The 22,983-nt window shown below is 67.6% G+C and carries 19 protein-coding genes; 4 read left to right on the forward strand and 15 right to left on the reverse strand.

Annotated elements, in window-relative coordinates; genetic code table 11:
* Positions 1-26: 26 nt before the first annotated feature.
* The 13 genes from tolB to aspS all read right to left on the reverse strand — a co-directional run bounded on the left by tolB (position 27) and on the right by aspS (position 13,284).
* A complete protein-coding gene (tolB, locus tag H7A87_RS14625) occupies positions 27-1,346 on the reverse strand; it encodes a Tol-Pal system beta propeller repeat protein TolB (RefSeq protein WP_104584698.1) in 1,320 nt (439 codons plus the stop codon).
* 264 nt (positions 1,347-1,610) lie between these two features.
* The gene (gene tolA, locus H7A87_RS14630) at positions 1,611-2,651 is read right to left on the reverse strand and encodes a cell envelope integrity protein TolA (RefSeq protein WP_104584700.1); all 1,041 of its coding nucleotides are present in this window, start codon (positions 2,649-2,651) and stop codon (positions 1,611-1,613) included.
* Positions 2,641-3,090, reverse strand: a complete 450-nt coding sequence (gene tolR, locus H7A87_RS14635; RefSeq protein WP_016904126.1) for a protein TolR — start codon at positions 3,088-3,090, stop codon at positions 2,641-2,643. Before tolR ends, tolA begins: the two co-directional genes overlap by 11 nt.
* Before the next feature lie 235 nt (positions 3,091-3,325).
* Positions 3,326-4,105 (reverse strand): protein TolQ, encoded by a 780-nt coding sequence (gene tolQ, locus H7A87_RS14640; protein WP_016904125.1) that lies wholly within the window; start codon positions 4,103-4,105, stop codon positions 3,326-3,328.
* Between the two features lie 11 nt (positions 4,106-4,116).
* Positions 4,117-4,575: a tol-pal system-associated acyl-CoA thioesterase gene (ybgC, locus tag H7A87_RS14645; protein ID WP_104584702.1), complete on the reverse strand. Its 459-nt coding sequence runs from the start codon at positions 4,573-4,575 to the stop codon at positions 4,117-4,119.
* 52 nt (positions 4,576-4,627) lie between these two features.
* Positions 4,628-5,662, reverse strand: a complete 1,035-nt coding sequence (gene ruvB, locus H7A87_RS14650) for a Holliday junction branch migration DNA helicase RuvB (protein WP_104648241.1) — start codon at positions 5,660-5,662, stop codon at positions 4,628-4,630.
* Positions 5,663-5,840: 178 nt separating this feature from the next.
* Positions 5,841-7,748: a potassium transporter Kup gene (locus H7A87_RS14655; protein WP_104648242.1), complete on the reverse strand. Its 1,908-nt coding sequence runs from the start codon at positions 7,746-7,748 to the stop codon at positions 5,841-5,843.
* Between the two features lie 52 nt (positions 7,749-7,800).
* Positions 7,801-8,385 carry a Holliday junction branch migration protein RuvA gene (gene ruvA, locus H7A87_RS14660; protein ID WP_023904818.1) on the reverse strand — a complete coding sequence of 195 codons (585 nt, stop codon included), beginning with the start codon at positions 8,383-8,385 and terminating at the stop codon, positions 7,801-7,803.
* Between the two features lie 118 nt (positions 8,386-8,503).
* The gene (gene ruvC / locus H7A87_RS14665) at positions 8,504-9,028 is read right to left on the reverse strand and encodes a crossover junction endodeoxyribonuclease RuvC (protein ID WP_016904120.1); all 525 of its coding nucleotides are present in this window, start codon (positions 9,026-9,028) and stop codon (positions 8,504-8,506) included.
* A 130-nt stretch (positions 9,029-9,158) separates the two neighbouring features.
* Positions 9,159-9,887 (reverse strand): YebC/PmpR family DNA-binding transcriptional regulator, encoded by a 729-nt coding sequence (locus tag H7A87_RS14670; protein WP_104584708.1) that lies wholly within the window; start codon positions 9,885-9,887, stop codon positions 9,159-9,161.
* 75 nt (positions 9,888-9,962) lie between these two features.
* Positions 9,963-10,601 carry an alpha/beta hydrolase gene (locus H7A87_RS14675; RefSeq protein WP_180496727.1) on the reverse strand — a complete coding sequence of 213 codons (639 nt, stop codon included), beginning with the start codon at positions 10,599-10,601 and terminating at the stop codon, positions 9,963-9,965.
* Between the two features lie 11 nt (positions 10,602-10,612).
* Positions 10,613-11,140 (reverse strand): N-acetyltransferase, encoded by a 528-nt coding sequence (locus tag H7A87_RS14680; protein WP_104584710.1) that lies wholly within the window; start codon positions 11,138-11,140, stop codon positions 10,613-10,615.
* Positions 11,141-11,517: 377 nt separating this feature from the next.
* Positions 11,518-13,284: an aspartate--tRNA ligase gene (aspS, locus tag H7A87_RS14685; protein WP_119127668.1), complete on the reverse strand. Its 1,767-nt coding sequence runs from the start codon at positions 13,282-13,284 to the stop codon at positions 11,518-11,520.
* A gap of 156 nt (positions 13,285-13,440) precedes the next feature.
* Here aspS and H7A87_RS14690 point away from each other — a divergent pair, with 156 nt between their 5' ends.
* Positions 13,441-14,214 carry a DUF3011 domain-containing protein gene (locus H7A87_RS14690; protein WP_104649772.1) on the forward strand — a complete coding sequence of 258 codons (774 nt, stop codon included), beginning with the start codon at positions 13,441-13,443 and terminating at the stop codon, positions 14,212-14,214.
* A gap of 105 nt (positions 14,215-14,319) precedes the next feature.
* On the opposite strand, the gene H7A87_RS14695 is transcribed toward H7A87_RS14690, so the two are convergent.
* Entirely contained in the window at positions 14,320-14,613 is a 294-nt protein-coding gene (locus tag H7A87_RS14695) for a zinc ribbon domain-containing protein (RefSeq protein WP_119127666.1), read from the reverse strand.
* Positions 14,614-15,051: 438 nt separating this feature from the next.
* Here H7A87_RS14695 and H7A87_RS14700 point away from each other — a divergent pair, with 438 nt between their 5' ends.
* The 3 genes from H7A87_RS14700 to H7A87_RS14710 all read left to right on the forward strand — a co-directional run bounded on the left by H7A87_RS14700 (position 15,052) and on the right by H7A87_RS14710 (position 21,980).
* Positions 15,052-16,296, forward strand: a complete 1,245-nt coding sequence (locus H7A87_RS14700) for an MFS transporter (RefSeq protein ID WP_104649771.1) — start codon at positions 15,052-15,054, stop codon at positions 16,294-16,296.
* A gap of 894 nt (positions 16,297-17,190) precedes the next feature.
* Complete coding sequence (locus H7A87_RS14705) at positions 17,191-19,602, forward strand: TonB-dependent receptor (protein WP_119127664.1); 2,412 nt, start codon at positions 17,191-17,193, stop codon at positions 19,600-19,602.
* A 227-nt stretch (positions 19,603-19,829) separates the two neighbouring features.
* Complete coding sequence (locus H7A87_RS14710) at positions 19,830-21,980, forward strand: phospholipase C, phosphocholine-specific (protein WP_119127663.1); 2,151 nt, start codon at positions 19,830-19,832, stop codon at positions 21,978-21,980.
* A gap of 6 nt (positions 21,981-21,986) precedes the next feature.
* On the opposite strand, the gene bla is transcribed toward H7A87_RS14710, so the two are convergent.
* A complete protein-coding gene (gene bla, locus H7A87_RS14715) occupies positions 21,987-22,937 on the reverse strand; it encodes a class A beta-lactamase (RefSeq protein ID WP_119127661.1) in 951 nt (316 codons plus the stop codon).
* Positions 22,938-22,983: the final 46 nt, after the last annotated feature.

A 22,983-nucleotide genomic window follows, 5' to 3' on the forward strand; every position in this document is an offset into this window, starting at 1 on the left:
TGGTTTAACGCAGCGAAATATTAACATTAATGCGCGGTTCGGTAAGGCCCCCATGCGGGTTCTCTCACATCGCCATCGGCCAGGACCAGACGCTGGCGGACGCGAGCGTCGGCGGAGACGGCGTAGAGCACGCCACGACCACCCTCACGTGCGGCGTACAGCACCATGCTGGCGTTCGGCGCGAAGCTCGGCGACTCGTCCAGCGACCCCGGCGACAGCGTGCTCCAGCTCGGCGAACCCAGGCTGCGATCCATCATGGCGATGCGGTAGCTATTGCCGCTGCCCTGCGCCACGGCGATCTTCTTGCCATCGAAGGACACGCTGGCGGTGGCGTTGTAGTTGCCCTGGAAGGTCACGCGGTTGGCGCTGCCGCCGCTGGCAGAGACCTGATAGATCTGCGGACGACCGCCGCGATCGGAGGTGAAGTAGATGCTGCCACCATCCGGCGCCCAGGTCGGCTCGGTGTCGATGCCGAAGTGGTTGGTCAGCTGGGTCAGCTGCTTGCTGCCCAGGTCCATCACGTAGATTTCCGGGTTGCCGCTGCGCGACAGTGCCAGCGCCAGGCGACGCCCGTCCGGCGAGAACGACGGCGCACCGTTGATGCCGCGGAAGCTGGACACCAGTTCACGCGCGCCGGTGGCGATGTCCTGCAGGTAGATCGAGGAATTGCCGCGCTCGAAGCTCACATAGGCCAGCTTCTTGCCGTCCGGGCTCCAGTTCGGCGACAGCAGCGGCTCGGCCGAACGCACGATGGTCTGCGGGTTGTAGCCATCCGAATCGGCCACCATCAATGCATAGCGCATCGCGCCACCCTTGCCGCTGGCGGTCACGTAGGCAATCCGGGTCCAGAACGCGCCGCGCACGCCGGTGATCTTCTCGTAGATCGCATCGGCCATCTGGTGCGAGACATCGCGCATCGCGTTGGCGCGCGCAGTCATCGCCAGGCCAAGCAGGCGCTCGCCCTTGGCCACGTCGAACAGTTCGTACTCCACGCGGTAGGCGCCTTCGCCGGCGTCCATGACGCGGCCGACCACGATGTAGTTCTGCTTGAGCGTGCGCCAGGTCTGGAACTGCACCTCGGTGCCACGGGTCGGCTTTTCGACGATCTGCGCAACCGGCAGCGTGCGGAACTGGCCGGAGCGGTCCAGATCGGCGCCGACGACGGCAGACACATCGGTCTGTGGCGCAGTACCGGAACCTTGGTACGGCATGGGCACGACGGTGATCGGTGTCGCCGAGGCGCTACCGCCCACGATATCGATGGTGAGCCCTTGCTGTTGCGCAAGTGCGCTCAGCGGCAACAACAGGGCGGTCAAGGCAGCTAGCCAACGCAGCGGTTTTTTCATGGACGGCTCGGATCGGGCAGGAAAAGTGTGCAAGGGATACCAATCAGCGAGTGAACATACTCGCAATCGTGAACGAGACAGCGTGAAAACGGAGCGAGTGGTCCACCAGCAGGCGCTTGCGTGAGTCTAGAGCGAGCGGGCTTGCGGCGGCGCGCCCCGCTCGGTTGCCCGGCAGACCTGCACCAGGCAGTGGATCGCTACCGCTTCCCCGCCGAGGCGCAGCGCAGGCAGTGCTGCCGCGCCCCGGCCACCCGTGACCTGTGCTTACTGGTCCTGGGCGGTGAACACAAACGTCAGGTTGCGCTGGAAGACCGACTCGAATCCGCGATACGGCAATGGCTGGGCGCTCAGCACCGCGGCCTCGATCGAGCGCTGGCCGGCCTCGTCGTACGGGCAGCCGGGCGCCACCTTGGCTTCCATCACGCTGCCGCCGGGCAACTGGCGGATGTTGATGGTGCACTTCTGGCCCGGCGGCACCGACGGCGGGCGCACCCACTGAGCCAGCACCTTCTGCTGGATCGCCGCGGCGTACTTGGCCGATAGATCGGTGCTGGTGCCGCCCTGCCCTGCGGTCGGTTGCGCGCTGGCGGCGGCAGCCGACGAGGCCTGCTGCGCGCGCGCGGCGGCGACCTGGCGCAGCTTCTGCTCGGCCAGCGCGGCCTCCTTGGTGGCCTGCTCGCGCTGGCGGCGGATCTCGGCGATCTTCTTCTCGCGCTCGGCATCGGCGGCAGCCTGTTGCGCGGCGGCCTGCTTCTTCTTGGCGTCGGCTTCTTCCTGCTGCTTGGCCAGGCGCAGTTTCTGCTCGGCCTCTTCCTGTCGCTTGCGCTCGGTCAGGTCGATCTGCTCCTGGCGGCGCTTGGCTTCCTGCTCCTGCTTGGCCTTTTCCGCCGACAGTGCCAGCGCATCGACACGGTCCTGGTCGACCTTGTCGGGTTGCGCCACGCGCTCCTGTGCCTGCGCCTGTTGCGGCGTGGGCGCATCCTGCGGACGCGGCTCGGGAATCGGCTGCGGCGGCGGCACGGTATCTTCCGGCGCGGGCTCGGGCAGCGGCGCGGGCGGTGGCGGTGCCTCCACCGGCGTGGCCTTCAGCGCCTGGCGCGCGACGCGTGCTTCGGCCGCGGACACGTCCAGCGAGGCTTCCATGCTGGGATCGCCCGCCGCCGGCTCGACCGAGCGTTCGGGCGACCACAGCCAGCCGGCAATGAACACCAGCGCGACCAGCACGTGCACGACCAGGGCAAGCATGACCGGTCGCAGCCAGCCATCCTCGCGTGCGGTCTGGGTGGGGAGTGCGTCAGCGTGCATCGCTGCCTGCAGTGCCGCCGGAGTCGGAGATCAGGCCGACCTTCTCGACCTTGGCCTGCTTGAGCACGTCGATGGCGTCCATGATCTTTTGATATGGCGCGGCGCGATCGCCGGCCACCACGACGCGCGCGTCCTTGTCCTGCGCCACGATGGCAGCCAACTGCGCCTGCAGCGCGGCCACGTCCATGGCCTGCGGCTTGCCCTTGGGCAGCTGCAGGGCAAGCTGGCCGTCGGCAGCGACCACCACCACGACCGGATCCTGCTTGCTCTCCAGCGCCTTGGCGCGCGAGCTCGGCAGGTTCACGTCGGTGCTCAGGGTCAGCAGCGGTGCGGTCACCATGAAGATGATCAGCAGCACCAGCATCACGTCGATGTACGGCACGACGTTGATGTCGGATTTGAGCTTGCGCTTCTTACGGCGGGAAATACCGGAAATCATCGCGGAACGTTCCTATTGATCCCCCGCACATGGATGTGCGGGCTCTTGCGGCGGACTCGCCCATCCAATCCCTCGCACACGCGGGTGCGAGCTGTCGCGCGTGGCTGGCCTGCCCACTCCCTGCGCAGCGGGAATCGGGCATGAGCGGCTGCCACACCGGCCACGTCCGCGCACCGGGGTGTGCGGGCCATGGCAGGGGATTGGCCTACCTGCCGGCTGTCGCAGGGCGCGCGCATCACTCGTCCGCGCCGGCCTGGCGCTGCAGGATCGAGCTGAACTCGTCGGCGAAGGTCTCGTAGCGCACCGACAGCCGTTCCACGCGGGTGGTGAAGCGGTTGTAGGCCCACACCGCGGGAATTGCCACGAACAGGCCAATGGCGGTGGCGAACAGGGCTTCGGAAATACCCGGCGCCACGGCCGCGATACCGGCCTGCTCGCCGCTGCTGACCATGTCGTGCATGGTCACCATGATGCCGAACACGGTACCGACCAGGCCGACGTACGGCGCGGTGGAGCCGATGTTGGCCAGCAATTCGAGATTGCGCTCGAGCTGGTCGACTTCGCGGGTGAAGGCGGTGCGCATGGCACGCTGCGCGCCTTCCAGCTGCACCCGCCCATCCAGCCGGCGGCGGTCACGCAGCCGCGAGAACTCGCGGAAGCCGCTCTCGAACATCGACTCCAGGCCGCCGACGGTGCGGTTGCGGTCGGTGGCAGATGCGTAGAGCTTGGCCAGATCGGCGCCGGACCAGAAGCGGTTTTCGAACTCGTCCGCCTCGCGGTTGGCCTGCTTGAAGGCGCGCGCCTTGCGGAAGATGATCACCCAGCTGATGAACGAGCCGATCAGCAGCAGCAGCACGATGATCTTGACCGGGATACTCGCCCGCAGGATCAGATCGACATAGTTGATGCTGCTGTTGTGCGCCACGCTGGCGGTCTGTGCCGCAGCGGCGGCAACGTCCTGCGGTAGTGCTTCCACTACCGTGTCCTGCAGGGCCAGGAGCAATGCAATCGACATCCGTTTGTTCCTCAGTAATCGGATTCTGGGGTTTCTAGAGCTTTCAACACGTCATACAGCGCATCGTCCATCCCGCGCGGGCGGAAGTCGCTGGTGCCGAGTGCGGCAATGCGCACCTCGGCGGTCAGCAGCACTTCGCCCTCGCGACGTACCGACTGCGCAAACAGCAGGCTGGCCCGCCTGCATCGCAGCAACACTGCCGACACTGACAGCGCATCGTCGAGCCGGGCCGGCTTGAGGAAATCCAGTTGCATCGAGCGAACCGCAAACACCAGCTCGTGCTGCTGGCGCAGGCGTTCCTGCCCGTAACCGGCCGCGCGCATCCATTCGGTGCGCGCACGCTCCATGAAGGCGACGTAGCGCGCATGGTAGACCACCCCGCCGGCGTCGGTATCTTCCCAGTACACGCGTGTCGGCCAACTGAATACTGGCGGAAAATCGGGAGACGGGAATCGGGCGTCGGCGGTCATGGGCACGGAGGGTTGGTCGAGACGGGCCGGGCGAGCGACAAACGGAGCACCATCAGAACAGCTCTCCCGGCTCGCCGATGCCCGGGGCGCGATCGCGCGGCGGCTTCAGGCCCAGGTGCAGATAGGCCTTGGTGGTGACCATGCGGCCGCGCGCGGTGCGGATCAGAAAGCCCTGCTGGATCAGATAGGGCTCGATCACGTCTTCCAGCGTGCCGCGCTCCTCCGACAGCGAGGCGGCCAGCGATTCCACGCCGACCGGACCGCCGTCGAAGTGTTCGACGATCACCCGCAGCATGCGCCGGTCGAGCTCGTCGAAGCCTTCCGGGTCGACCTTGAGCATCTGCATCGCCGCCTGCGCCACCGGCAGATCGATATGCCCGGCGGCCTTGACCTGGGCAAAGTCGCGCACCCGCCGCAGCAGCCGGTTGGCGATACGCGGGGTGCCGCGCGCGCGGCGGGCGATCTCGGCCGCGCCTTCGGGCGTGCAGTCGATGCCCAGGATCGCCGCCGAGCGAATCACGATTCGGGTCAGTTCCTGCGGCGAATAGAACTCCAGCCGCTGCACGATGCCGAAGCGGTCGCGCAGCGGCGCGGTCAGCAGGCCGGCACGGGTGGTGGCGCCGATCAGGGTGAACGGCGGCAGGTCGATCTTGATCGAGCGCGCGGCCGGGCCGTCGCCGATCATGATGTCGATCTGGAAATCTTCCATCGCCGGGTACAGCACTTCTTCCACCACCGGCGAGAGGCGATGGATCTCGTCGATGAACAGCACGTCGTGCGGCTGCAGATTGGTCAGCAGCGCGGCCAGGTCGCCGGCCTTTTCGATCACCGGGCCGGAGGTCGAGCGCAGGTTCACGCCCAGCTCGTTGGCGATGACATGGCTGAGCGTGGTCTTGCCCAGGCCGGGCGGGCCGAAGATCAGCACATGGTCCATCGCCTCGCCGCGCGCCCTGGCCGCTTCGATGTAGATCTCCATCTGCTCGCGCACCGGCTGCTGGCCGAGATAGTCGGCCAGGCGCTTGGGCCGGATGCTCGCATCGGCGGCATCGTCTTCGCGGGTGGCACTGCTGGCGATGATGCGGTCCATTGAAAAGCCGGGAATGGGGAATCGAGAATGGGGAATTGAGCGGACAATAGTAGCGGTTACCGGCACCGCTGGTGCCCTTTTCAGCCGCCGCCGAGTGTCTCGGGCCGGCGCAGGCCGTTGCTCTTCCTATTACCCATTCCCCTCTCCCGATTCCAAAGGCCGCGACGCGGTCGCGGCCTCAGATCTCGACCTGGGCGCCCAGCTCGACCAGGCGGTTGCCGGGGATGCGGAAGAAGCCGGTGGCCGGGGCGGCGTTGCGATGCATCAGCGCGAACAGCTTGTCGCGCCAGATCGGCATGCCGCGGTTGGCGCTGGCCACGATGGTCTCGCGGCTGGCGAAGAAGGTGGTGTCCATCGGGTCGAAATGGATGCCGCCCTGGTCGCAGGAGCGCATCAGTGCCAGCGGCACGTCCGGCGTCTCCATGAAGCCGAAGCGCACATAGACGCGGTAGAACTCGTCGCCGATCGATTCGATCTGCAGGCGCTTGTCGGCCGGCGCGTACGGGATCGGCAAGGTATCGACGTTGAGGAAGATGTTGCGCTCGTGCAGCACCTTGTTGTGCTTGAGGTTGTGCATCAGCGCATGCGGCACGACCATCGGGTCGGCGGTGAGGAACACCGCCATGCCCGGCACGCGCGCCGGCGGGGCCAGCATCAGGCCCGGCAGGAAGCTGTCGATGCGGATGCCGTCCTTGCGGATTTCCTCGCGCAGCAACGCGCGGCCGCGGCGCCAGGTGCGCATCAGGGTGAACACCACAATCCCCAGCGCCAGCGGGAACCAGGCACCCTGCAACAGCTTGGCACCATTGGCGATGACGAAGGCCAGCTCGATGAAGAAGAACACCACGCACAGCGGCAGCACCCAGTTGCGCCAGCGCGGCCACAGCGAGCGCGCTACCAGCGCCAGCAGCAGGGTGTCGATCAGCATGGTCATCGACACCGAGATGCCGTAGGCCACCGCCAGATTGGTGGAACTGCGGAAGATCAGCACCAGCGCGATCACCATCACCATCAACAGCCAGTTGATGCCGGGCACGTAGATCTGGCCGATGGTGGTGCGCGAGGTGTGCTTGATCAGCATGCGCGGGATGTAGCCCAGCTGCATCGCCTGGCGCGCCACCGAATAGGCGCCGGTGATGACCGCCTGCGACGCGATCACCGCCGCCAGCGTGGCCAGGATGATCATCGGATACAGCGCCCAGCCCGGCACCGCTTCGAAGAACGGGTTCTTCAGCGCGGAGGGGTGATTGAGCACCAGCGCGCCCTGCCCCAGGTAATTGAGCAGCAGCATCGGCAGCACGAAGAAATACCAGCCGTGGCGGATCGGCTTGGCACCGAAGTGGCCCATGTCCGCGTACAGCGCCTCGCCGCCGGTCACCGCCAGCACCACCGCGCCGAGAATGAACACCCCGTGCCAGCCATGCTCCATGAAGAAGCGGATCGCCCACCACGGATTGAAGGCCTTCAGCACTTCCGGCGCATCGATGATGTTCCAGGCGCCGATCGCCCCCAGCGACAGGAACCACAGGCAGGTGATCGGCCCGAACACCTTGCCGACCTTTTCGGTGCCGAAGCGCTGCACCATGAACACCACCAGCAGCACGATCACGGTGATCGGCACGATGAAGGGATGCAGGCTGGGCGCGGCGATTTCCAGGCCTTCCACCGCGCCCATCACCGAGATGGCCGGGGTGATCACGCCATCGCCGAAGAACAGCGAGGCGCCGAAGATGCCGAGGATGCCGACCACGTACGCCGAGCGCGAGCCGTTGCGCATGGTGCGCTGGGTCAGCGCCATCAAGGCCATGATGCCGCCCTCGCCCTCGTTGTCGGCGCGCATGATGATGGTCACGTACTTGAGCGTCACCGTGACCATCAGCGCCCAGAACGCCAGTGACAGCACGCCCAGCACGGTGTCGTGATCGCTGGTCAGCCCGTAGTGCGGCGAGAACGCCTCCTTGAGGGTGTACAGCGGACTGGTGCCGATATCGCCGAAGACGACGCCGATGGCGCCGATGACCAAGGCCATATGGCTATTGGCAGGCGCATGGCCGTGGCCAGCTGCGGAAGTGGGGGTCTGGGACATGAAGTGGGCAGGGTATCGCCAAGTGGCGTGAAGGAGAGGAAGACAGCGCAGCCTAGCGGAGCGCAGCCTGGAGGGCCTTGCGAATGACCGTGGCGACTTCGTCGCCTTCTGCCCCGGCCTCGCGTGCCATGCGTGCGGCCTCGGCCGGCTTGTAACCCAGTTGCTGCAACGCCACCGTGGCTTCGGACACCGCATCCGGGCCGAGCTGGCCGGTGATCGGCGCACCGCTGCTGAAGTCGGCGGCGCGGTCGCGCAGCTCCACCACCATACGCTCGGCGGTCTTCTTGCCGATGCCGGGGATGCGCGTCAGCGCGGTGATGTCGCCGCTGGTGATCAGGCGGGCGAACTCGTCCACGCTGACCCCGGACAGCACCGCCAGCGCGATCTTGGCGCCGATGCCGGTGACCTTCTGCACGTCGCGGAACAGCCTGCGCTCGCCTTCGCGCAGGAATCCGTACAGCGACACGCTGTCTTCCTTCTGCGCGTAGTGGGTGAACAGGATCACGTCGCGGCCGACATCGGGCAGGTCGTAGAAGGTGCTCATCGGCGCCTCCAGCTCGTAGCCCACCCCGCCCACGTCGATCACCAGCCACGGCGGCTGCTTGTAGGCCAGGATCCCGCGCAGGCGGCCGATCATTGGGCACCGCCTTGGCGGTGCCGGGATTGGGGAATCGGGAATGGAGAATCGTAAGAGCGCGCGCTGCTCTGGACTCTGCTGTTGCAATTCCCGATTCCCGACTCCCGAATCCCGATTCTCATTTCTTGCGGCTCCAGGCCTGTTGGGTATTGACGCCCAGGCGCTGCGCGGTGGCGCGCACATGGGCGTGGGTGATGGCGACCGCCAGTGCGTCGGCGGCGTCGGCCTGCAGCTTGCCTTTCAGGTTGAGCATGATGCCGACCATGTGCTGGACCTGCACCTTGTCCGCCCCGCCCTTGCCGACCAGCGCCAGCTTGATCTCGGTGGCAGCGTACTCGTGCACCGGCAGGTCGCGCAGCACCACCGCGCAGATCGCCGCCCCGCGCGCGTGGCCGAGCTTGAGCGCGGAATCGGCACTCTTGCCCATGAACACCTTCTCGATCGCCACTTCCTGCGGCCGGTAGGTCTCGATCACCTCGCCCAGCCCGTGCAGCAGGCGCTTGAGCCGCTGGGCGAAGTCGCCCTCGCCCAGCAGCACCAGCGGCGCATGATAGACATGCCGGCTGCGACCGCTCTCATCGACGTCGATGATGCCGAGCCCGGTCCGCTGCGAGCCGGGGTCGATGCCCAGGATGCGGGTCATCGCGCGGCCGGGAATGGGGAGTCGGGAATCGGGAATGGGTAAAGCAGCCTCCTGGCATGCCCGACGCTGCCGGGCAATGCAGGATGCAGCTGTTTCAACTCCCGATTCTCCATTCCCGATTCCCGGCGCTTCAAGCGCCGAGACTCGACTGATCGACGTTCGAATACACGTCCTGGACGTCGTCCAGGTCTTCGAGCATGTCGAGCAGCTTGCGGACCTGCACGGCGGTGTCGCCGTCGACGGCGATGTCGTTTTCGGCGCGGAAGGTGATTTCGGCGTGGGCCGGCTCCAGGCCGGCGGCGGTCAGCGCCTGCTTGACCTGGGCGAAGGCCTCCGGGGCGGTCAGTACGTCGATGGCGCCGTCTTCCGGATAGACCACCACGTCGTCGGCGCCGGCTTCGATGGCCGCGTCGGTGAGGGTGTCTTCGTCGGTGCCGGCGGCAAAGCTCAGCACGCCCAGGCGCTTGAACATGAAGGCCACCGAGCCGTCGGTGCCCATGTTGCCGCCGCACTTGCTGAAGGCATGGCGCACGTCGGCCACCGCGCGCACGCGGTTGTCGGTCAGGCAGTCCACGATCACCGCCACGCCGCCGGGGGCGTAGCCCTCGTAGCGCACTTCCTCGTATTCCACGCCTTCCAGCTCGCCGGTGGCTTTCTTGATGGCGCGCTCGATCACGTCCTTGGACATGTTCGCCGACAGACCCTTGTCCACCGCCACGCGCAGGCGCGGATTGTTGGACGGGTCGCCACCGCCGCCGCGCGCGGCGACGCTGATCTCGCGAATGATCTTGGTGAACATCTTGCCGCGTTTGGCGTCGGAGGCGTTCTTGCGGCCTTCGATGGAGGGGCCTCTACCCATGGGTGGTTCCAGACTGGCTTGAATGACAGGGCGCGAATTTTACCTGATTGCTCGCCCGCACCGGGGCGGCGGCGTTCAGTGGCCGAACCGGCCGTGGCGCAGGAAGCGCAGCACCTGCTGCGCGGCCTCGGGCGAGCGCAACAGACCGCTGTGGCTGGCCTGCACCACGCAATGGTCGCGCAGCCCCGGCAGGCGGGTTTCAGCCAGCGCCACGGTGCCGTCCGAGCCGCCGTCCAGCGGCGCCAGCCAGCGCCCCACCCCGCGCGCGACGGTGCCGGCGACCTGGCCGATCTCCGCCTCGCCCTCCCAGTGCGCGACACCGTGCTGCAGCAAGGCCGCGCTGCGCCCCAGCGCCCAGCGCCCGCCGCGCCGGGCCAGGCCGCGCGCGGCGGCGCTGCCGCACAACGGCGAGCCCAGGCAGACCACCCGGCGCACCGGCAATGCGGGCGCGGCGCGCAGCGCCTGCAGCGCCACCAGCCCGCCCAGGCTGTGACAGACCAGCCACTGCGCGCCGGTCGCCTGCAGGCGTTCGATCAGCCGCGGCACCGCCTGCGCCGGACCGCCGAGCACGCTGGCGTAGCCGAACAGCGCCGGCGCCAGGCCCTCGGCACGCAGCCGACGCGCGAGCGGCAACAGCCAATGCGCGGTATTCCAGACGCCGTGCACCAGCAGCACGTCGGCGGTTGCGGTCGCACGTCGCGCACCCGCTGGCATCGGCGTGCCGCTCAGTCGGCCGCAATGCGCGGATTGCGGCGCAGGATGAATTCGCGGTCGAGGATCTTGCCGACCGGGAAATCGTACTCGCCCACCTTTTCGAAACCGTAGCGGGCGTAGAAGCGTTGTGCGCCGAAATTCTCCGACCACACGCCGATCCACAGCGTGCGCGGGCCGTCGCGCTCCAGCCATTCCAGCGTGGTCTCGAACAGGCGGCTGCCCCAGCCACTGTTCTGGTAGTCCTTCAACAGATACAGCCGCTTGAGCTCACCGTCGCCGGGACGCACGTCCTGGTGCGGCAGCCCACAGGGGCCGGCGGCGGCGTGGCCGACCAGCAGGTTGTCCATCTCCAGCAGCCAGATCGCATAGTCCGGATGCGCCAGCACGATGCGTGCGCGCTCGACCGCGTAGGTCTCCTGCAGAAAGCCGTGCAGATCCTCTGGCGGGTACAGATGCCCGAAGGTTTCGGTGAAGGTCTGCGCGGCCAGCAGCGACAAGGCTTCGGCATCGTCCGGTGTGGCGCGGCGGATGCGGGTCATGCGGGCGTCTCATGCCGGGGGGACGTGGCAGCTTCGCGCATGCGGCTTCGTTGCCGCAAGCGGGGAATGGGGAATGGGGAATGGGGAATGGGGAAGCGGGAAGCAGGAAGCGGGAAGCGGGAAGCGGGAAGCGGGAAGCGGGAAAGCATCCGGGATCCGCGTTTCCGGGGCGCGCGTGTGCGGACCGCTCGCAGTGGATTGTCGAGGGCGCGCGAGGAGCGCGGCCCTGCGTCGCGGTTGCGGCAGGGCGCGCCTCGGCTGAGGACACCGCCAGTTCGGCAGATGTGCAGCGCGCCACCGCATCTACGCATGCGACACGCTGGGGGCGCGGCGTATCAGCTGCACGGCCACGCGCTGGCGTGGCCGTGTGGTGCAGGTCAGGCCTGCTTGGGGCGTACCTGCACGTGCACTTCGGCCAGCTGATCGGCGGCGATCGGCGACGGGGCGTCGGTCATCAGGTCCTGCGCGCCGGTGGTCTTGGGGAACGGGATGACGTCGCGGATCGAGTCGGTGCCGGCCATCAATGCAGCGATGCGGTCGATGCCGAAGGCGATGCCGCCGTGTGGCGGGGCGCCGTAGTTCAGCGCATCGAGCAGGAAGCCGAATTTGGCACGCGCCTCCTCGGCGCCGATGCCGAGCAGCTCGAACACCGCGCTCTGCATGTCCGGGCGGTGGATACGGATCGAACCGCCGCCGATCTCGTTGCCGTTGAGCACCATGTCGTAACCACGCGAGACCGCGGTGCGGGCGTTGGCGCGCAGGTCGGCGATGTCGTCCACCGCCGGCGCGGTGAAGGGGTGATGCAGGGCCACGTAGCGCTGCGCCTCCTCGTCCCATTCGAACATCGGGAAATCGGTGACCCACAGCGGCGCCCAGCCATCGGCGACCAGATTGAACTCCTTGCCGGCCTTCAGGCGCAGTGCGCCCATGAAGTCGGACACGGTGTTGTAGCGGCCGGCACCGAAGAACACGATGTCGCCATTGGCCGCACCGACGTGCTTGAGCAGCGCAGCGAAGGCCTCTTCGCCGAAGAACTTGGCGATCGGCGAGCTGACCTCGCCGGTCTCCGACAGCTTGATGTAGGCCAGGCCCTTGGCGCCGTACTTGGCGGCGTGCGCGGCGTAGTCGTCGATCTGCTTGCGACTCAGCGTGGCGCCACCGGGGATGCGCAGCGCGGCCACGCGGCCGTCGGCGTCATTGGCGGCGGCGGTGAACACCGGGAACTCGCTGGCCTTGACCAGCTCGGCCACGTCGACCAGCTCCAGCCCGATGCGCAGGTCCGGCTTGTCCGAACCATAGCGACGCATCGCCTCGGCCCAGGTCATGCGCGGGAACTGCGCGGCCAGCTCGACCTCCACCACTTCGGCGAAGATGGCGCGGATCATGTCTTCGACGAAATCCTGCACGTCGCGCTCGCGCACGAAGGCAAATTCCATGTCCAGCTGGGTGAATTCCAGCTGCCGGTCGGCGCGCAGCGCTTCGTCGCGGAAGCAGCGTGCGATCTGGTAGTAGCGGTCGAAGCCGGCCACCATCAGGATCTGCTTGAACAGCTGCGGGCTCTGCGGCAACGCATAGAACTCGCCTGGATGCATGCGCGCCGGCACCAGGAAGTCGCGTGCGCCTTCCGGGGTGGCCTTGGTCAGGATCGGGGTTTCGATGTCCTGGAAATCGCGTGCGTCCAGGTGCCGGCGCAGCGCCTGCACCAGCTTGATGCGGGTGCGCTGCATGCGCTGCATTTCCGGACGGCGCAAATCCAGGTAACGGTACTTCAGGCGGGTTTCCTCGCCCGGGTTTTCATGCGCATGGAACGGCAGCGGCGCAGCCTTGTTGAGGATGCTGATGCGGGTGGCGATCACTTCCACCTTGCCGGTGCGCAGCTTGTCGTTGACCGCATGACGCGCACGCACCACGCCTTCGACCTGCAGCACGTCCTCGTAACCGAGGCTGGCGGCCACCTTGAACAGCTCGGCGCTGGCGTCGTCGCCGGCCACCGGCTCCACCGTCACCTGCACGATGCCTTCGTGGTCACGCAGGTCGATGAAGCACACCCCGCCCAGGTTGCGGGCCACGTCGGTCCAGCCGGCGAGAGTGACGGTTTGGCCGATCAAGGTCTCATCGACCAGGCCGCAGAAGTGGGTACGCATCGAAAGCTCCGCTGAAAACCCGACGCAGGACGGCGCCGGAGAGCCGGATATTCTGGGGCCGGCGGGCGACAGGAGCAAATGCGCAGGCGCTCATGGCCGCTTAAGTCAGCGCCCGGCTGAATAGGCGCCAGACCCTTCCGCACCAAGGACGACACGATGCTGCGCACCGCCCTGCTGCTCTCCGGCTTCGGCCTGATCACCCTGACCGGCCTGCTGACCAGCGCGCCTGTCGCCGCGCAGGACCGTGGCTGGAACGGCCCCAGCATCACCTGCTCCAGCAACGACAACCGTCGCCGTGAGTGCGATACGCCGTTCCGCGGCCGCGCGGTGCTGGTCGAAAACATCTCCGGCACCCGCTGCATCGAAGGCCGCAACTGGGGCAGCGACCGCGGCCGGGTCTGGGTCGACAATGGCTGCCGTGGGCGCTTTGTCGATGGTCGCAACGGCGGCGGCGGCTGGGGCGGCAACACTGGCCCCGGCGGTGGCGGGGTCGCCGGTACGGTGCGCTGCGAGAGCAACGACCAGCGCCAGAAGATCTGCGACACCGGCTGGCGCCGCGCGATGCTGGTGCGCCAACTGTCCAACACGCCCTGCGTGGAAGGCCGCAACTGGCGCCAGGACGGGGGCCGGATCTGGGTGGACGACGGCTGCCGGGGCGAGTTTGCGCAGGCCCGCGGTGGCGGCTGGGACCGGGGTGACGGCGGCGACGGTGGCCGCGACGACCGCCCGCGCAACGATTACGCCATCACCTGCGCCAGTGACGACCGCCGCCTGCGCACCTGCGGCTGGGATGGCCGCTATGGCCGCCCGGTGCTGACCCGCCAGCTGTCCGACACCCGTTGTGAAGAAGGCCGCAGTTGGGGGTACGACGACCGCCGCGCGACGCTGTGGGTCAACGATGGCTGCCGGGCGCGCTTCGAGGCACGTTGAGGCAGCAGGTACGCGCGCCGCTTACGGGTCGGGACAGGGGGGTGCGGCTTCAGCACTGCCAGCCGCTGCCCGGCACCGCCCGTCGTTGCGGCGCGCTGACCCGGCTCAGGCAGGGTCGGCCGCGGACTTTGCCGCGGGCTTGCTCTCGGCGGCGGCGGCCGGCTTGGCATCGCCACCGGCGCTACTGCTCTCGCTGAGGTTTTTCTTCTTCTCGCCCGCCGACTTGAAATCGGTCTCGTACCAGCCGCTACCGGACAGCCGGAACGACGGCGCGGTGATCTGGCGCTTGATCGTGGCCGCCGCGCAGGCCGGACAGGTCTGCGGATCGGGGTCGGCCATCTTCTGCAGGCGGTCGAAGGCGTGGCCGCAGGTGGTGCACTGGAAACCGTAGATGGGCATGGCAGGATCAGCTGAAGACGATGCAGGGGCGCAGATTCTAGACGGATGCGGGCAGGCAGGTGCAGTGGTGCATCTGCGCTTGACCATACGCGCACGCGTTGCCGGCGAGAGACATCGACCGGTGATCGCTGCGCGCCCGCCCGTGCGCCCGATGGGCGCCCGGCATCGCGGCTCCGTCGGCAGACTGCAAGGCGTGCGCGCGCATGCCGACGGTCACCGGCCTGGGCACCGAGTGATGGGGCGGCGTGACCGTGCGAACTGCGCAGGCAGGTGGGGCCGTCATCCGGAACGTCAACCATCCAGGCTTCGCGCCGAACTACAGCCAACCACTTGGTATCGAACGCCGAAAGCCAGCTGGCTTCGGTCAAGCCGCGCGACACGGGCTGCTACACTCCAAGAGGTGATCGACGCGCCTCTTCCCCCACGAGGACCGCATCCATGTTGCGGCTGACTGCCTTACTGCTGGGCGTTGCCCTGCTGCTGACCGGCAGCGGGCTGCTCGGCACCCTGCTTGCCGTGCGCGGTGGCCAGGCCGGTTTCGATGCGCGTGCGCTCGGCCTGATCATGTCAGGGTATTTCGCCGGCTTCTTTCTCGGCACCTTCTTCGCACCGCCGCTGATTCGGCGCATCGGGCATATCCGCGCATTCGCGTTCTACGCAGCGCTGGCGGCGATCGCGGTGCTGCTGCATCCGATCTGGTTGAACGCCTGGGGTTGGGGATTGCTGCGGCTGGTCACCGGCGCGGCGCTGGTCGGCCTGTACACGGTGATCGAGAGCTGGCTCAACGCCGAGCCGGACGCGCGCCGGCGCAGCCGGGTGTTTTCGGTGTACATGGCGATCAATCTGTCGGCATTGGCGCTGGGCCAGATCCTGCTCACCGCAGGCGATGCGGGCGCACCGGCGATGTTCACGCTGACGGCGATCCTGATCTGCGCGGCAGTGATGCCGGTGATGACCACGCGCCTGATTCCGCCCGAGGTGCCGCACGTGTCGCGCCTGCGCCTCAAGACGCTGTACGCGTTGGCCCCGGTGGCGACCATCGGCGCGGGATTGTCGGGCCTGGCGATGGGGGCGTTCTGGGGCTTGTTGCCGGTGTACGCCGACCGCATCGGGCTGGATGCCGACGGCGTGGCAATGTTCATGCTCACCGCCATCATCGGCGGTGCAGTGCTGCAGTGGCCGATCGGGCGCATCAGCGATGGCCATGACCGGCGCATCGGCCTGGTCACGATCAGCATGCTGGCGGCCGGCATCGCGATCGCCGCCGCAGTGCCGATGGTGCAGGCACAGACGCAACTGTTGTTCGTGCTGTTCTTCGTGTACGGCGGGTTGGCGTTCTCGCTGTATCCGTTCGCGGTGGCACACATGCTCGATTACCTGCCGCGCGAAGATCTGCTCTCCGGCTGCAGCAGCCTGCTGTTGGTACATGGCGTGGGCGCGGCGATCGGTCCGGCCCTGGCCGGTGGCGCGATGCAGAAATTCGGCCCTGCCGCACTCCCGGTCTATTTCGCGGTGATGCTGCTGGCACTGGCCGGATTTACCCTGGCACGCCTGCTGCGCTTCACGCGCCGCCGCATCCACCCAATCTCCTTCCGCCCGATGCTGCGCACCACCCCATCGGCGTTGGAGTTGATGCCGGAGACGCAGCAGGCCGAAGCACCGCCGCACACCAGGAGCGGCTAACGCCCCTGTTTCGCGGGTATCGGTCGCAGAGCCGATGATCTGCGGCTTGGCTGCGGGGTCCTTGCCCGCCCACGGTCGCGGGACACGCCGCAAGACAGAGCAGCTGATAGAAGGCCGTGTAGATCATCTGTAGAGCCGATGGTCTGCGGCTTGGCCGCGGGGCCCTTGCCCGCCCACGGTCGCGGGACACGCCGCACGACAGAGCAGCTGATAGAAGGCCGTGTAGATCTGCTGTAGAGCCGATGATCTGCGGCTTGGCTGCAGGGTCCTTGCCCGCCCACCATCGCGGGACACGCCGTGAATCCATCCATGGAGGCTCTTACGCGGCATCCATGCCGCGTAAGGTCCCGCGACGGTGAGCGGGCAAGGACCTATCGAGATGGTCGGTGTGCATGGGAAGAGCAGTGCTGGGTGTGCCTTGTTGAATCACGTAGCAGCGGTTCCAGGTCTGATGCACATCGCACGACAGACGGCTTTCCAATGAGCGCCGACCAACTGTCTGGTGCGGCGTCCTTGCCGGTTGCGGGACCGTGTGGCGGCATGGATGCCGCCACCGAGCCCCCAGGGATGGGTTCACGGCGTGTCCCGCAAGCGGTGAGGGCGCCGCGCCCTCGACGATCTGAGCTTTTGACCCAAGCACTTGACCAACCCTCCAACGACGCGAGGACTCGCATCGCCTGTCTTGGAATGAGTAGCCCACGGTATGACACGCAGCTCCGGAGGTAACGTTCAACGACCCAACGCGAAAGTAGGCAGACGGCGCTAGCCCGCAATCGTTCTTGCGGCAGGGCGTAGTAGAACCATCAAGTGATCCCGACCGCACCTTTTGCGCGGTCATCATCACGCAATGCAAGCGCGGCAGTCTTTGCGGACCTCCCCGCTTGTTGGATTGCAATGGATTCGACGTCCTCCTCGCGCGTGCGCCGTCCGGCCACGCTCGCCTTGTTGCTGGTTCCGCTCACCCTGCCCGCCTACGCACAGCAAGCCCCCGATGGCGCAGCGACTGGCCCGTCCGCGGCCGAACCGGGCAGCGCTGGCGAGCAGGTGTCCACGCTGGATCAGGTGCAGGTGGTCGGCCAGGCGATGACGTATTCCAAGACCGATGTCAGCAAGGAAATGCTGGACCGCCAGTTCGTGCTGGGCAGCGTCAACGATGCGCTCAACGAACTGCCCGGCGTGGTGGTGACCGAGGCCGATGCCTTCGGCTCGTCGGATTGGGGCACCCAGATCAGCATGCGCGGCTTCGTCAGCAATCGCGATACCCAGCAGATCGGCACCACCATCGATGGCGTGCCCAACGGCGGTTCGGCCTATGGCGGCGGCTCCAAGGCCAACCGCTTCATCGACCTGCCGGACCTGGAAACGGTGGAAGTCAGCCAGGGCACCGCCGATATCGCCTCGCGCTCCAACGAAGCGCTGGGCGGCACCTTGAACTACCTCACTGGCGATCCGCTGGAAGAGCAGCGCGTGCGCGTGATCGGCGGCATCGGCGACAACCAGGCGCGCAAGTATTACGCGCGCTACGACAGCGGCCTGCTCGGCGGCAACACGCGCGCCTGGGTCAGCGGCTCGTCGGCACGCAACGACGACTGGATCGACGGCAGCGGCCACACCCGCCGCGACCACCTGGCCGGCAAGTTCGTCAGCGTGTTGGACAAGTGGACGCTCAGCGGCTATGCGTCCTACGACGATGCCGACGAATCCGAATACACCAGCGTGACGCCCGAACAGTTCGCGCGCGACCCCGAGCACGACCTGCTGACCGGCACGCTCACCGGCATTCCGTACCTGGACCAGAACTATCGCTCCGGCTCGCGCGCGTTGCGCAAGAACACCTTTGGCTATCTGCGCGGCGCCTTCGATGGCGGCAATGGCTTCAAGACCACGCTGACCGGCTACGCGCACCGCATGCAGGGCCGTGGCGACTGGATTCCGCCGTATCTGGTGGATGTCACCAACGACGGCGCCGGCGCAGCGGAATCCGAAGCGCGTGGCGGCAACACCGTGTATGCCGGCAGCGACCTGGGCAAGCTGTATTACCTCACGCCCGGCGGCGCGGCCGCGACGATGCTGGCCGGTTGCGCCGGCAGCGATGCGCTGCCGGCCGAATCCAACCCGGCCTGCTATCCGGCCGGTTCGGTGCCGGTGCAGTCGTATCGCCACAGCCACTACGACAACCACCGCGCCGGCGCGATGGCCGACGTGGAATGGCGCGCGGATCTGGGCGCCATCGACAACACCGTGCGCGCCGGTGCGTGGCTGGAACGTTACGACCGTAGCGTCACCCGCGACTGGCATCGCCTGCTCAACGTCGGCACCAACATCGGCTTCGATCATCAGCCGTACTGGGTGCAGTTCAAGGATGACTACCAGACCGACGAGCAGATGTATTACGTCGAGGACGTGATGCGCTACGGCGCCTTTGCCTGGCGTGTGGGCGTCAAGCAGTTCTTCGTCGACCAGACCCGCGACCGCCGCATCGGCGATGCGCAGCATGTGGAGTCGGATTCGCATTCGGACCCGCTGCTGTCGGCCGGCCTGACCTGGACCACCCCGGTGCCGGGCCTGGAAGCCTTTGCCGGGTATTCGCAGAACTTCGCCGCGATTCCCTCCGGCGTGCTGGGCGAAACCGACCCGGTCGCGCTGAGCCGGGTGCAACCGGAAACCGCCGACAACGTCGAACTCGGCCTGCGCCTGAGCCGCTGGCCGTTGACCGGCAGCGTTACGCTGTACGACATCCGCTTCGACAACCGCATCGTCTATGTGCCGGCCAACTTCGTCACCGGCATCGACTACCTGGGCGAAACCGATGGCGTGTACGAGAACTTTGGCGGCGTGCATGCGCGCGGCGTGGAAGCGGCGCTCGGCTATGGCTGGGACAACGGCTGGCGCATCAACGGTGCCTATACCTACAACAAGGCCGATTACCTGGGCAGCGGCGATGCCGCGCGCGACACCGCGCTGGAGATCACCCCCGGTGCGCAGGTGATCGGCCAACCGCGCAACACCTTGGTGGTGTCGGCGGACTGGCGCGGCCAGGCGTGGCGCTTCGGTGTGTCCGGGCGCTACCTGGGCAAGCGCTACCTGGACGCCTCCAACCGCGCAGCACTCGATGGCGTGACCACCTTCGATGCCAACCTGGGCGTAGAGCTGTCGCAGCTGTCGTCGCAGCTCAAGGGCCTGCAGCTGGCGCTCAACGTCAGCAACCTCACCGACAAGCGCTACCTAGAAGGCGTGGACGGCAGCGACAGCGCGTTCATCGGCGCGCCGCGCACGGTCGGGCTGACCGTGACGCTGGATCTCTAGCGTAGAGGGCGCACCGCTGCCCGGCAGGCGATAGGATTTCCAGTGATGGGGAGCGGATCGGGTCACAGGCACGCCACCCGATCCGCTCCCTGCATTGCCTCCTGCGCAACTGCAAAGGGGACGGCATTGGCGGTAGTGCACGCACGCGCCAACACACGCGCTGACGCGTTGGGTACGCTCGGCCCGCTCCAGCGCCGACAGGATTGGCGCGCCAACAAGGTGACACGATGATCGACCTTCCCCGCCGCCGCGTTCTGCAGACCGGGCTTGCCGGCGCCGCCGCCGCGCTGCTGCCGCCCAGCATCGCGCGGGCCGCCGCCATCGCGCCGGATCGCCGCACCGGCACGCTGGAAGATCTGCAGCATGTGGTGATCCTGATGCAGGAAAACCGCGCCTTCGATCATTACTTCGGCGCCCTGCCCGGCGTGCGCGGGTTCGGCGATCGTTTCCCCATTCCCGCGCCGCCGCTGCCGGGCGCGCCCGCGCGCACGGTGTGGCTGCAACCCAGCGAAGACGGCCGCCAATGGCTGACGCCGTTTGCGCTGGATACCGCAGCGCAATTCGGCTTCATGCGCGTGCAAGGCACGCCGCATAGCTGGGTGGATGCGCAACGCGCCTGGGATCACGGCCGGCTCGGGCACTGGGCCGCGGCCAAGCACGACCACGCGCTGGGCTATTACCGGCGCGCGGATATTCCGTTCCAGTACGCGCTCGCCGACGCCTTCACCATTTGCGATGCGTACCACGCCTCGATCCAGACCGGCACCAATTCCAATCGCGTGTTCCTGTGGAGCGGCGGCAACGACCCGCAGGCGCGCGCCGGCGGGCCAGTGATCGGCAACTCGCACGACAATTTCCCGGAACTGGGTGGCTTCGCCGAGCCGTATCGCTGGACGACCTACGTTGAACATCTTCAGAAAGCGGGTGTGTCCTGGCAGATCTATCAGGACATGCGCGACAACTTCACCGACAACCCGCTGGCCGGCTTTGCGCCGTTCCGGCAGGCCTTCACTGCTGCACCCGGGCACGATGCGCAGTTGCGCGCGCGTGGCGTCAGCACACGCGGTGTCGAGCAGCTGCGCGCCGACGTGCTGGGCGGGCGTCTGCCATCGGTGAGTTTCGTCATCGCCGATGCAGCCGGCAGCGAGCATCCGGATCCGTCAAGTCCTGCGCAGGGCGCGGCCTATACCGCGCGTGTGCTGGATGCGCTGACCGCCGATCCGCAGGTGTGGAGCCGCACCGCACTGCTGTTGATGTTCGACGAGAACGACGGCTTCTTCGATCACATGCCGCCGCCGGCGCCACCGTCGCCGGACCCGCGCGCGGCCGGCGGCCTTGCCGGCGCATCGAGCATCGCCACCGACGACGACTACCATCGCCACCCGGCACCGGGCGAACAGAAAGTGGATCTGCCCGAGCTGCGCGGCCGTCCCTATGGCCTGGGCCCGCGCGTGCCGCTGTACGTGATCTCGCCGTGGAGCCGCGGCGGCTGGGTGGATTCGCAGGTGTACGACCACACCTCGGTATTGCGGCTGCTGGAACGCCGCTTCGGCGTGCCCGCACCGGAGATCACACCCTGGCGGCGCGCAGTGTGTGGTGACCTCACCGGTGCATTCGACTTCCGCAATGCCGATGCGCGCCCCTTCGTCGCGGCGTTGCCCGATGTCAGCGCTACCGCAGCGCGCGCGGCAGCCCTGCGCGAACACGCACTGCCGCCGTTGCCGGCCACGTTGCAATCGCCGCAGCAGCCGTTCGGTACCCGCCGTTCGCGGGCGCTGCCGTATCGCCCCAGCGTGGAACTGGCTTATCTGCCTGAGCGTGGCGAGGTGAAGCTGCGCATGTCCAATGCTGGCGCAGCGGTGGTCCTGCACGTCTACGACCGCCTCGATCTTGCCGCAATTCCGCGTCGTTATACGGTGGGGAACGGCGCGGCAGTGGATGGCACGTGGGCCACCGGCGATGGCCGTTACGACCTGTGGTTGATCGGCCCCAATGGCTTCCATCGTCACTATTGCGGAGATCCGGGCGCACCGTTACTGGTGGCCGAGATCACCCAGGATGCGAACGATCGCGCGGCCGTGTCCTTATCGCTGCGCAATGCCGGAAGCACTGCGGTGCAGGTGGAGCTGCAGCCGGGCGCGTATGCAGCCGCGCAACCGCACGAACGCCTGCGCATTGCACCCGGCGCAACCGAACAACGCCGCTGGCAGGCAGCAGCAACCGGCGGCTGGTACGACCTGTGGGTGACGCACGACGGCGCAGCGCAGCGGCTTGCCGGGCGCATCGAAACCGGCGCAGACAGCGTCAGCGACCCGGCCATGGGCGGGCCGGCGCGGCTGCAGCAGGACGAGCCGCTGGTGATCGGCGCGCCGGGCTGAGAAAACTCAGCGCGGCGCGACCTCTGTCAGCGCGCGCCACTCGCGCTGGAACGCGTCGTCGGTGAACCCCGCGCCCGTCATCGCGACCGCGGCCGCAACAGCCTTGAGCGCTGCATCGCGTGCGGCAGCATCGACCGTTGCGCCATTGAGATAGGCGGTCAGCAGCAGCGGCGCCTGGCGTCCTGGCTGCCACAGGATGGCGATGTCGTTGCGGGTGTCGCTGCCGTTGCTGCCGGTCTTGTCGCCGATCCTCCAGCCGCGCGGCAGGCCGGCGCGCAGGCAGGTATCGCCGGTGCGGTTGTCGATCATCCAGTCGGTCAACTGCTTGCGCGAGGCCGGCTGCAGCGCGTTGCCCAGCAGCAGGGTGCGCAAGGTGGCGGCCATTGCCGCCGGGGTGGTGGTGTCGCGCGGGTCGCCCGGGGCGAACCGGTTCATCTCCGGCTCGTGGCGGTCGCTGCGCGTGTGCGCATCGCCGATGCCACGCAGGAAGGCGGTCAGTCCGGCCGGCTCGCCCACCAGCGGAAACAGCAGGTTGGCGGCCGGGTTGTCGCTATGGATCATCGTGGCCCGACACAGCTCGGCCACGCTCAGCGACCCGCCGACATGGCGCTCGGTGACCGGGGCATGTTCAAGCATGTCGGCGGCGCGGATCTTCACCCGTTTCGCCAGGGTCAGCTCGCCCTTGTCCACCCGCTGCAGCACCGCCGCAGCCAATACAAATTTGAAGGTGCTGCACAGCGGGAAGCGCTCGTCCTCACGCTGGCCGATGCGCCTGCCGGTGGCGCTGTCGAGCAGGCAGATGCCCAGGCGGCCGCCGCTCCTGCGTTCGATCCCGGCCCATGCCTCTCGCAACTCAACCGCCGCAGACGCCACCAGACTGACGGCCCGTAGGGGCCTGGACGCTGCAAGCAGCACACCCGCGCCGGTTGCGCACAGGAATTGTCGACGCTTCAACATGGACCAGCCTCCCGATCAGAGCCCGCAGTATCGGCCCGGCGCGGCC

Source organism: Xanthomonas sp. CPBF 426, from assembly GCF_903989465.1.
GTDB lineage: Bacteria > Pseudomonadota > Gammaproteobacteria > Xanthomonadales > Xanthomonadaceae > Xanthomonas > Xanthomonas euroxanthea.